General features: G+C 39.6%; 11 protein-coding genes and 1 pseudogene. 8 read left to right on the forward strand and 4 right to left on the reverse strand.

The genetic code is table 11. The features are described from left to right. Positions 1 to 70 precede the first annotated feature (70 nt). Both F886_RS14385 and F886_RS14390 read right to left on the reverse strand, forming a co-directional pair. Positions 71 to 1207 (reverse strand): acyl-CoA dehydrogenase family protein, encoded by a 1137-nt coding sequence (locus F886_RS14385; protein WP_005306702.1) that lies wholly within the window; start codon positions 1205 to 1207, stop codon positions 71 to 73. A gap of 19 nt (positions 1208 to 1226) precedes the next feature. Further along, positions 1227 to 1997: a 3-hydroxyacyl-CoA dehydrogenase gene (locus F886_RS14390; RefSeq protein ID WP_005306704.1), complete on the reverse strand. Its 771-nt coding sequence runs from the start codon at positions 1995 to 1997 to the stop codon at positions 1227 to 1229. A 169-nt stretch (positions 1998 to 2166) separates the two neighbouring features. On the opposite strand from F886_RS14390, the gene F886_RS14395 reads away from it, so the two are divergent. From F886_RS14395 to F886_RS14405, 3 genes are all read left to right on the forward strand, one after another. Further along, complete coding sequence (locus F886_RS14395; RefSeq protein WP_005306707.1) at positions 2167 to 3195, forward strand: AraC family transcriptional regulator; 1029 nt, start codon at positions 2167 to 2169, stop codon at positions 3193 to 3195. Positions 3196 to 3436: 241 nt separating this feature from the next. After that, positions 3437 to 4411, forward strand: coding sequence for an aliphatic sulfonate ABC transporter substrate-binding protein (locus tag F886_RS14400; protein ID WP_005306710.1), 975 nt, complete (start codon positions 3437 to 3439; stop codon positions 4409 to 4411). 3 nt (positions 4412 to 4414) lie between these two features. Next, positions 4415 to 5254, forward strand: coding sequence for an ABC transporter permease (locus tag F886_RS14405; RefSeq protein WP_005306712.1), 840 nt, complete (start codon positions 4415 to 4417; stop codon positions 5252 to 5254). A gap of 2 nt (positions 5255 to 5256) precedes the next feature. Here the strand turns inward: F886_RS14405 and prmC are convergent, their stop codons facing one another. Next, positions 5257 to 6072: a peptide chain release factor N(5)-glutamine methyltransferase gene (gene prmC / locus F886_RS14410; protein WP_005306715.1), complete on the reverse strand. Its 816-nt coding sequence runs from the start codon at positions 6070 to 6072 to the stop codon at positions 5257 to 5259. Then, positions 6072 to 7160 (reverse strand): peptide chain release factor 1, encoded by a 1089-nt coding sequence (gene prfA / locus F886_RS14415; protein WP_005306718.1) that lies wholly within the window; start codon positions 7158 to 7160, stop codon positions 6072 to 6074. The genes prmC and prfA overlap by 1 nt, the downstream gene beginning before the upstream one ends. A gap of 181 nt (positions 7161 to 7341) precedes the next feature. On the opposite strand from prfA, the pseudogene F886_RS20275 reads away from it, so the two are divergent. The 5 genes and pseudogenes from F886_RS20275 to F886_RS14435 all read left to right on the forward strand — a co-directional run. Then, positions 7342 to 7446, forward strand: a pseudogene (locus F886_RS20275) (LysR family transcriptional regulator); the annotation flags it as partial. A 196-nt stretch (positions 7447 to 7642) separates the two neighbouring features. Continuing rightward, entirely contained in the window at positions 7643 to 8062 is a 420-nt protein-coding gene (locus F886_RS14420) for a glycine zipper domain-containing protein (RefSeq protein ID WP_005306721.1), read from the forward strand. Positions 8063 to 8299: 237 nt separating this feature from the next. Continuing rightward, positions 8300 to 8815: a glycine zipper domain-containing protein gene (locus F886_RS14425; protein ID WP_005306723.1), complete on the forward strand. Its 516-nt coding sequence runs from the start codon at positions 8300 to 8302 to the stop codon at positions 8813 to 8815. A gap of 133 nt (positions 8816 to 8948) precedes the next feature. Beyond that, positions 8949 to 9953, forward strand: coding sequence for an LLM class flavin-dependent oxidoreductase (locus F886_RS14430; protein WP_005306725.1), 1005 nt, complete (start codon positions 8949 to 8951; stop codon positions 9951 to 9953). Positions 9954 to 10100: 147 nt separating this feature from the next. Next, positions 10101 to 10664, forward strand: a complete 564-nt coding sequence (locus F886_RS14435; protein WP_005306728.1) for an NAD(P)/FAD-dependent oxidoreductase — start codon at positions 10101 to 10103, stop codon at positions 10662 to 10664. Positions 10665 to 10697: the final 33 nt, after the last annotated feature.

The following is a 10697-nucleotide window of genomic DNA, read 5'->3' on the forward strand; positions in this document are numbered from 1 at the left end:
CTCAATGGCAAAAGACCGCAATTGTTATGCGGTCTTTTGCAGTCAGTGACTATTTTTTAAAATTTCATATTTAAATTTGAGCAACTTCACGAGCAATCACCAAACGTTGAATATCCGAAGCGCCTTCATAAATCTGGCTTACACGAACATCACGATAAATTCTCTCTACAGGGAAGTCACTGACGTAGCCATAACCGCCATGAATCTGGATTGCATCTGAACATACTCGCTCAGCCATAGTTGATGCAAACAGCTTTGCCATTGAGGCTTCTTTTAAACAAGGTAGCCCCACATCTTTTAAAGTTGCCGCGTGCAAAACTAGCTGATGCGCCGCTTCAATCTGAGTTGCCATATCAGCCAAGCGAAAACCGACAGCTTGATGCTGAACAAGTTCTACACCAAAGGCCTTACGTTCATTTGCGTATTGCACAGCTGCATCAAAAGCAGCTCTTGCCATTCCAACAGATTGAGCAGCAATACCAATACGTCCAGCTGCTAAATTAGATAGCGCAATTTTATAACCTTCACCTTGTTGCCCCACCAAATTTTCTAAAGGAATTCGGCAGTCTTCAAGCGTAATGGTCGCTGTATCGGAAGCATGTTGCCCCATTTTGTCTTCAATACGAGTTACCAAGTAACCTTGTGTATTAGTCGGTACAAGAAAGCACGAAATGCCTTTTTTACCAGCTTGTTTATCTGTAACCGCAAACACCAAAGCCACTTGGGCATTTTTACCGCTGGTAATAAATTGTTTTACACCATTGAGTACCCAATGGTCGCCATCTCGCTCGGCTTTACATAGAATTGCGCTCGCATCGGAACCGACATGTGGCTCAGTTAAACAAAAACATCCTAGCCATTCACCAGATGCAAATTTTGGCAAATAGGTTTGTTTTTGCTGCTCTGAACCGTACGCGAGCGTAATACCGCAAATCAATGAATTTTGAACACTTACGATAGTCGAAATAGCACCATCACCTGCGGCAATTTCTTCAATTGCAAGCACTAAGGATACATAGTCCATTCCCGCACCGCCCCATTCATTTGAAACGGTCATGCCCATAGCACCTAGTGCCCCTAAATCTTTTAATTCCTGAGCAGGAAACTCATGAGTTTTATCGCGATGTGCGGCTGTTGGTTTTAACTGATTCTGCGAGTAGTTACGCATCATCTCCTGAACCATACTTTGTTCAGCATTTAGAATCATTCAAATCCCCTTATTTTTATTATTTTGCTGCCATACGAATCGCACCATCTAGACGGATGACTTCACCATTTAAGTAAGAGTTTTCAGCAATATGCCCAACTAAACGAGCAAATTCTTCGGGTTTTCCTAAACGAGATGGATATGGCACCATTTGTCCCAAAGCATCTTGAACATTTTGTGGCATGCCCTTAAGCATTGGCGTTTCCATAATTCCCGGTGCAATGGTCATAATGCGAATAGCATTTCGCGCAAGCTCACGAGCAATCGGCAAAGTCATCGCCACAATAGCGCCTTTAGATGCTGAATACGCAGCCTGACCAATTTGACCATCAAATGCAGCAACAGAAGCAGTGTTAACAATGACGCCACGGTCTTCTTCACCTGCTTCAACCGTGTTTTTACTCATTGCATCTGCTGCAAAACGCAGCATGTTAAATGTACCTGTGACATTAATATTTAAAGTCTTTGCAAATAATGCCAAATCATGAACACCTTCACGGCCAACTACTTTTGCAGAAGGGCCAATACCCGCACAGTTCACTAAGCCATGCAAACGACCATGTTTTACCAAAATATCTTTAAAGAACTGTTCAGCAGCAACTTCATCGGATACATCAAGTTTTACAAAATCAGCTTTTGGTCCTAATTGTTTCGCCTGCTGCTCACCTGCTTCTACATTCATGTCGACCAATGTGACTGAAGCACCTTGCTGGACTAAATACTCAGCTGTAGCAGCTCCTAAACCAGAGCCGCCACCTGTAATCACGAAATGTTTCCCTTGAATTTTCATTATTTACGATCCTATAAAAATGTTCTTTAACTTTAGTTGTGAGAGTAAAAGTTGTTGTTTTCCGATACAATTTCAAAAAGCCTCAATATGCTTGCAGCTTTTGATCAATCCAAATTTTAAATATGAAATATTTCACTTGAAATATATGAAGAAAATATGAGTCTTTGACATGGTTGTCCAATCTTCTTTAAGTAAAGGCACAATTTCGATTGCACTAGTACATGAAGCACTGAGTGCGGCTTATGCCAAAGGCCTAAATACACAAATAATTCTAAATAAAGCAGGCATTCCCGCTGAATTACTAATGTCTCCAAAGGCTCGTGTGCCTGTTACGACATATGCCCAATTATGGATAGAGCTTGCCAACGCCATGAACGATGAGTTTTTTGGTATGGATAGTCATCCCATGCGTCGTGGCAGCTATAAGTTATTGACTAAACTCGTCAGTACGGCCGAAACTTTAGAAAAAGCACTCTACGATATTTTGAAGTTTTTTAACTTTGTGCTTGATGACATGCGCGGAGAATTAATACGAGATCAAGAAAAAGCTTATTTGGTGATTCATGATCGTGAACAACCTAAACGCATGTTTAGCTATGCAACCTTTTTAATATTAGTACACGGACTTATGTGCTGGTTAGTAGACCAACGAATTGGCTTAAATAGTATTAGAGTACGTTGTCCTAAACCGAACGATATTCAGGATTATCTCGTACGTTTTGGTGAAGATATTCAATTTAATGCCGAGATAAATCGAGTTGAATTCGATGCCCACTATTTAGATATTAAAATTAAAAAAGATAAAAAAGCGCTTTATGATTTTTTAGAACAAACCCCACAAAATCTTTTAGTTCGCTTTAAAAATGAAAATGCCTTGAGCGTTCTTATTCGTCGTCATTTATTGAAACTCCACCCCGCCCAATGGCCCGAACTCAAAGATGTTGCAAAACAACTCAATATTTCAGAAGCCACCATTCAGCGCCGCCTCAAACATGAAGGGGTCAGTTATCAACAAATTAAAAATGAAATCCGCTGTGATATTGCCGTTGAACGTTTAAGTAAAACGAATGATTCAATTCAAGATATTAGTGAAGATTTAAGCTTCCAAGACCCTAGCGCCTTTCATCGTGCCTTTAAAAAATGGACTGGCGTCAGTCCAGGTGCGTATCGAGATAATTTAACTGCCCACAAGCAATAAAATACAAACTCAACGAAGCTTGAGATAGAGAAGCTTAAACTTATGATATTTATGTCTTTTAAATTCAATATTTCAGATAAGTGTATTCCTCAAAACTTAATAATCACTATAAAACATCAACTTATAATTTTATCTAAACTTTTATCTTTCAATCTGATTTATAAATCAAAATAACTAAGTTTGTAAGCCATCAAACGCGTGAAAGGATAATCTCTTATTTCATTTCGGTTCTATTTTTATCATGTCTTTAAAATCAAAATTTTCTTTATCAAAGACTTTGTTGGCATCAACATTGGGGTTTGTATTTGCTTCATCTGCTTTTGCAGCAGTTCCGGCTACACTTAAACTTGATTATGCTTACTACGCACCAACCAGTTTAGTCGTCAAAGATCAAAAACTTCTTGAGAAAGCACTCCCAAATACTCAAATTAAATGGGTTTTTAGTCAAGGCAGCAATCGTTCATTAGAATACCTCAATAGTAACAGCATCGATTTTGCGTCTACCGCTGGATTAGCAGCTGTATTAAGCCGAGCAAATGGTAGTCCCATTAAAACTGTGTATGTACAAAGCCAACCTGAATGGACTGCCCTTGTTGTTGCAAAAGACTCACCAATTAAAAGCCTAAAAGACTTAAAAGGTAAGAAAATTGCAGCCACCAAAGGAACTGATCCATTCTTATTTACACTACAAGCGCTAGACACTGTAGGCTTGAGTAAACGCGATGTACAGCTGGTTCATTTACAGCACCCAGATGGAAAAACTGCATTAGAACGCGGTCAAGTAGATGCTTGGGCTGGACTTGATCCTTTAATGGCTTCAGCTCAAATTCAATCGGGCGCGAAATTACTTTATCGTAATGTAGCATTTAATAGTTATAGCGTACTAAGTGTTAAAGAAGACTTTGCAAAGCAAAGCCCTGAAGCGGTTGAAGCCGTTATTAAAGCCTACGAACAAGCCCGAAAATGGGCAAAAGCCAATCCAGATAAAGTGGCAGCACTTTTAGCTCAAGAATCAAAACTCCCTCTACCTGTGGCTAAGTTACAACTGAGTCGAACCAACTTTGATCAAAGCATTCCATCAGCAACTCAAGCACAAGCGCTAAAACGTTCTGGGAAAATTTTGACAGAAGAAGACTTGGTTAGAAAAGGTACCAACGTCAATCAAGTGGTTGATCAGTTACTAGATCCACGTTTTGCTCAAAAAGTCGTGAAATAGTATATGAGTGATTCATTTAACAAAGCTGAGCTAAATCATTTCTTAGCTCAGCAGGCTTTAAAATCTCAGAAAAAGCATCTAAACAACAAATTCACACGGTGGTTTAAAGCGCTACTCATTCCCCTCATCTTTTTAGCGGCTTGTGAATTTTTAGTCAGAAATGGCTATATCGATGCTTATCTACTCCCTGCACCATCTAGTTTATGGCAATCTTTTTTAGATTTAGCTCATAGCGATCTATTTGCCCACATTTATATTAGTACATGGCGTGTTCTGTTGGGCTTTATTATAGGAAGCGGTTTAGGTTTAGTTTTTGCGATTTGGGTGGGATTAAGTAAAGAGGCAGAAGCATATTTAGAACCAACTTTTTCAGCAATTAAATCAATTCCAAGTCTTGCGTGGATCCCACTGCTATTACTTTGGTTAGGAATTGATGAGGGTTCAAAAATTACGCTTATTGCAATTGGAGCATTTTTTCCAACCTATACCAATACAGTTGCAGCAATTCATAATGTAGATAGAAAGCTCATTGAAGTTGGAAAAGTTTATCGGCTTAATGCTTTTCAGCGGATTATATCTATTATTTTACCGGCAGCCTCTCCGGGCATTTTAACGGGTTTACGCAACAGTTTAAGCTTATCTTGGATGTTTATGATTGCAGCTGAACTGATTGCAGCTACTCAAGGGATTGGCTATTTACTCAGTGATGGCCGAGAAACCTCTCGCCCAGATATTGTTATCATTGCAATTATTTTATTAGCCCTATTGGGTAAAGTAACCGATACCTTAATGAAACTTATTGAAAACTGGTTATTACGTTGGCGGGATACACTACAAAAGTAATTTTAAATCCAGCATGCCAAAGTGACTCGATCATTTTGGCCATAGTCTTGAATGGTTTTAATCTCACTAAAACCATGCTCAGCAAATATATTTCGAACAGCTTGCCCCTGATCATAACCATGCTCTAGTGCAATCCAGCCTTGAGGTTTTAACCAGTTTTTTCCTTGAGCAATAATAATTTCAATATCAGCCAGTCCCTGATGATCTGCAACCAATGCACGGCGTGGTTCTGTTGCCAAAGCTTGCATGTGTTCATCTTCAGGGTCGATATACGGCGGATTAGAAACAATTAAATCAAATTTTTGTGGCTCTAGTGCTTCAAACCAAGCGCCGCAAGCGAATTTTACACGTTGCAAATTATGAGCTAGTGCATTTTCTTTTGCGACTTCTAAAGTAGGTGCATAAATATCAGTTGCTGTGACGAACCAATCCGGACGTTCACTCGCTAACGCAAGCGCAATTGCACCTGTCCCCGTTCCTAAATCCACAATATTTGCATTATTTGGCAAATTTAGATTTAAAACGGTTTCAACTAAAATTTCAGTATCAGGTCGCGGCACTAAAGTATCAGATGTTACTTTTAAATCGAGCGTCCAAAATGGCTGTGAACCCGTCACATAAGCTAAAGGTTCACCTTTTTGAATACGTTCAAGACCAGCTACATAGTCTTGCTCTTGTTGGGCTGTTAACTCTTGCTCAAGTCTAAACTTTAATTCAAGCGAATTGATTTTTAGAAAATGCTCAAGCAACCAAGCATTTTCTTGCCGTTCATAACTATCAGGCTCACCACGAATTGCAAGCGCTTGAGCAATATTCATTAGCCGCCATTTTCCTGTGCAAGCATCGCAAGCTGATCTGCCTGATATTCACGATGTAAGCTATCAAGCAATTCAGTTAAATCACCTTCCATAATCGCGTCTAACTTATATAAAGTTAGGTTAATACGGTGGTCAGTCATACGACCTTGCGGGTAGTTATACGTACGGATACGTTCAGAACGGTCACCAGAACCTACTAAATCACGACGCATTTCAGAAGTTGCTGCATCAGCCGCTGCACGTTTCGCATTTTCTAAACGTGATACTAACAAGGCCATCGCTTTAGCTTTGTTTTTATGCTGTGAACGTTCTTCTTGGCACTCAACGACTGTACCTGTTGGAATGTGGGTAATACGTACCGCCGAATCAGTTTTGTTAATATGCTGACCACCTGCACCAGAGGCACGGTAAGTATCAATACGTAAATCTGCCGGATTAATTTCAACGTTGGTATCAACATCAATTTCAGGCAAAATCGCAACTGTACAAGCTGAAGTATGAACACGGCCCTGTGATTCAGTTGCTGGAACACGTTGCACACGATGCGCACCACTTTCAAACTTTAAGCGGCCATACACACCATCGCCATCTACACGGCAAATGACCTCTTTAAAGCCACCATGCTCACCTTCATTTTCAGAAAGTACTTCAATACGCCAATTTTGTGTCTCGGCATATTTACTGTACATGCGGAATAAGTCACCAGAGAAAATTGCAGCCTCGTCACCCCCCGTTCCAGCGCGAATTTCTAAATAAGCTGCATTAGAGTCATTTGGATCTTTTGGAATCATCAAAATATTGAGCTGGCTTTCTAACTCTACAAGCAAATCTTTATTTGCTTGAATTTCTTCTTCTGCCATATCTTTAAAGTCAGGATCAGACTTCATCATTTCAGCAGTTTCAATATCTTCTTCTGCTTGACGGTATTTGCCCCAAACTTCGGTAATTTCAGATAAATCACTATGTTCGCGAGACAATTTACGGAAACGTTTGTTATCGGAGATGACTTCCACATCTGCAAGCAACGCGGTAAGTTCTTCATGTCGATCACAGAGTTGATCAAGTCGTAAACGGAGTGACGCTTTCATAAGAGGAAATATCTCAAAAGTCCAAAAAGCTTATCGAATGCTATATAAATAGAAGATAAGCAAAATCGTAAAAATAGCGCATAGTTTACAGATTATGCCGCTTAAATGACATATATAATCAGCCAATTCATCAACTTTCACTGTAAATAGCGACTTATCAATGTAATGATTTTAGATGAGATTTGCAGGTCACTCACGTCTCTTCTCTTTACTATATGCACAACATAAATATATGTCTTTTGCCACGAGAGCTTTAATCAACTTTCCATGTTCAGATTGTGAGTAATCAACTCATTAAAATTAAATGAGACTCATGTTTATTTATATGGGTATTAAATATTCTATTTTAATAGAAAACATACAAACCAGACACTAAACTACAATAATGAATTGATGGTTCTCCATATTTTGAGAAACGTGTTTTGTTACATTTGCCGTAACAAAAGATATAGCGTCCTGCTGCTAAGGACACGGAGTAGAAAATGAAATTAAATGCTTGGTTATGTAGTGCTGTTTTAGCAACTTCTATGGTTACTGTAGCGCATGCTGACAACACAACACATGTAGCAGCTGCTTCTGCTTTAGGTAGTGTTGCTGGTACTGCAATTGGTAAAAGCATGGGTGGTACATCTGGCGCAACAATTGGTGCTGCTTTAGGTGGTGCTGGTGGTGCAGCAGTTGCAAGTGACCGTCGTCACCGTACAGAATCTGCAATTGGCGGTGGTTTAGGTGGTGGTGCTGGCTATACTGTTGGTAAAAGCATGGGTGGTACAAACGGTGGATACATTGGTGCTGCTTTAGGTGCTGCGGGTGGTTCTGCTTTAGGTAATAAAATTTCTAAAGATCGCGATTATGATCGCTCTTCTAAACACTGGAAGAAAAAACACCGTCGTCATCACTAATCAAATTTGATGAAACGTCTCTAAGCACCTTCGGGTGCTTTTTTATTAAGATCAATAAATATTCATAACCTCTCGCTTGCTCAGGATTTATCCATAAATTAATAGAAACCATACAAACAGACACAAAACTAACGTATCTCCTTTGGGGTTCTCCATAATTATCACGAAATTTTTTATTACATTTATCTCAAGATAAAAATACTGTCCTTCTCAGTAAAAAGGACATGGAGTTGCAAGATGAAAATGAATATTTGGTTAGCTAGTGCATTAATTGCAACATCATCTATGGTGACAGTTGCACATGCAGATAATGGTACTCGTGTTGCTGCAACCTCTGCATTAGGTAGTGTTGTTGGTACAGCAATTGGTAAAAGCATGGGCGGCACAACAGGCGCAACAATTGGTGCTGCTTTAGGTGGTGCTGGTGGTGCAGCGGCAGCGAGTGACCGTCGCAATCGTACCGAAGCTGCCATTGGTGGTGCTTTAGGTGGTGGTGCTGGTTATACCGTCGGTAAAAATATGGGCGGTACCAACGGTGGTTACATCGGTGCAGCGGTAGGTGCTGCGGGTGGTTCAGCGCTAGGTCGTAAAGTTTCTGAAGATCGTAACTACGATGATCGCTATGATCGTGGTAGCCGTTATGATCGAGATGATCGTAGATATGACGATGGTGACCGTCGTTACTATAGTAAAGGTGGCCATCATCGCCGTCATGACAATGGTTTACACCGTGGTTGGTATAAAAATCGCTAATTCACATATAAAACAAAAGAGCACCTTCGGGTGCTTTTTTATTGAGAGATAAAAGTTAATATCGAAAAAAAACGATATACATTACCCCTCATATATCGTAGTATTTCGATATACCCCTATTCGAGAATATCGCATGCGATCACTTCAAGATACCAAGTTTTCAATTTTGGAACTTGCTCCCATTCGTAATGATAAAACCATCGAATTTTCGTTACGTCATGCATTAGAGTTAGCTCAACATGCAGAGAAATTAGGTTATGAACGTTTCTGGCTTGCAGAACATCACAACATGGATGGCATCGCAAGCTCTGCTACAGCGGTCTTACTCGGTTTTATTGCAGCACATACACAGCATATTCGTTTAGGTTCCGGCGGCATTATGCTTCCTAACCATGCTCCTTTAGTTGTCGCAGAACAATTTGGAACACTAGCTACGTTATATCCAAACCGTATTGAACTTGGGTTAGGCCGTGCTCCTGGTACAGATCAACTTACCATGCGAGCTTTACGTCGTGGTCATCAAGAAACAGAAGATCAGTTTCCAAGAGATGTTGTCGAAATCCTAAAATATTTGGATGCCCCTCAGGCAGGACAAAAGATTATTGCAACGCCAGGACAAAATACCCATGTTCCTGTTTGGTTACTTGGGTCTAGTCTTTTTAGTGCGCAACTGGCGGCAAAACTTGGACTTCCCTACTCATTTGCATCTCATTTTGCACCGCGTATGTTAGGTCAAGCGATTCAGCTCTATCGAGAGAACTTTGAGCCTTCTGAGTACTTAGATAAACCTTATGTTTCAATGGGTGTGCCTGTTGTTGTGGCAGATACAGATGAGGAAGCTCAGTTCTTAGCAACGAGTGCGTACCAACGTGTATTAGGTTTAATTCGTGGCGAAAGTTTAAAGCTTAAGCCGCCGGTTGAATCAATGCAGGGATTATGGAATACAGCAGAACAGCTTTCTGTTGAGAACTTCTATGCAATGGCGCAAATTGGTTCTGTAGATACAGTTCGCTCTGGTTTACAAAAACTTTTAGCGACATACGATGTTGATGAATTTATTTTCACATGCGATGTATACGATACCGCTAAACGTTTAGAAAGCTTTACACAACTAATGAGCGTAAAAACAGAACTTTAAACTCCCTTCGCATTCCCATACTTGAATTGATTTCGAGTATGGGATGACCATCTATCTGAAAAGACTTTACCCCGACTTCCTGCTTGGTTATTTATATTAAAACGATAAAAACATCATGATTTAAAAACCAAAAGGACTTTTGGAAAAATGAGTATTAATATTAAAAATAACACTTCAAAATCAGTAATTTTTCAAAATACCTCTCAAGATTTTGAAGACTTTATTGGTCAAGTGATTCCATCAACCTCAATTAAAGAATTTGATTTTTCAGATTCATCTGTCGCGATTGTTGGTACAAATCAAGATACGGTGACCCATCTTGAAAAAATCTGTCAACAAGCAAAATTTGTGACCGTATTTCAAATCATACCTCACTTTATTTTGCCCCACAGTCAAATGGGCACAAATAAGTTAATTACCCATCCTCTCATTATCAAAAACCGGAGATTATTTAACAATCGAGTAAAAAGTCTTTTGGCCTTACGTTTTCTTGATACTCAGGTGAGTGAAACATGGCTTAAGCGCCTTTTAACCCCCAATATGGCAACGGCTAAAAAGGTATTTTTTAAATCTGATAGTTATTATGCGGCACTCCAAAAATCCAACTGTAAATTACAAACTTGGCCCATTGTTAAAGTCAACCATAAGTCAATTCATAGTATGGACGGCATAGAACAACCTGTTGATATCATTATTAGAGCAACCGCATAAAAATAAAAAAAGCATGGTTTTTAAGCCATGCTT

It is taken from the genome of Acinetobacter sp. NIPH 542 (assembly GCF_000369825.1).
In the GTDB taxonomy this organism is placed as follows: Bacteria; Pseudomonadota; Gammaproteobacteria; order Pseudomonadales; family Moraxellaceae; genus Acinetobacter; species Acinetobacter oleivorans.

Coding starts and splice junctions, on each gene's coding strand:
- F886_RS14385 (WP_005306702.1), bottom strand. CDS start 1,207: ATGATTCTAAATGCTGAACAAAGTATGGTTCAGGAGATGATGCGTAAC.
- F886_RS14390 (WP_005306704.1), bottom strand. CDS start 1,997: ATGAAAATTCAAGGGAAACATTTCGTGATTACAGGTGGCGGCTCTGGT.
- F886_RS14395 (WP_005306707.1), top strand. CDS start 2,167: ATGGTTGTCCAATCTTCTTTAAGTAAAGGCACAATTTCGATTGCACTA.
- F886_RS14400 (WP_005306710.1), top strand. CDS start 3,437: ATGTCTTTAAAATCAAAATTTTCTTTATCAAAGACTTTGTTGGCATCA.
- F886_RS14405 (WP_005306712.1), top strand. CDS start 4,415: ATGAGTGATTCATTTAACAAAGCTGAGCTAAATCATTTCTTAGCTCAG.
- prmC (WP_005306715.1), bottom strand. CDS start 6,072: ATGAATATTGCTCAAGCGCTTGCAATTCGTGGTGAGCCTGATAGTTAT.
- prfA (WP_005306718.1), bottom strand. CDS start 7,160: ATGAAAGCGTCACTCCGTTTACGACTTGATCAACTCTGTGATCGACAT.
- F886_RS14420 (WP_005306721.1), top strand. CDS start 7,643: ATGAAATTAAATGCTTGGTTATGTAGTGCTGTTTTAGCAACTTCTATG.
- F886_RS14425 (WP_005306723.1), top strand. CDS start 8,300: ATGAAAATGAATATTTGGTTAGCTAGTGCATTAATTGCAACATCATCT.
- F886_RS14430 (WP_005306725.1), top strand. CDS start 8,949: ATGCGATCACTTCAAGATACCAAGTTTTCAATTTTGGAACTTGCTCCC.
- F886_RS14435 (WP_005306728.1), top strand. CDS start 10,101: ATGAGTATTAATATTAAAAATAACACTTCAAAATCAGTAATTTTTCAA.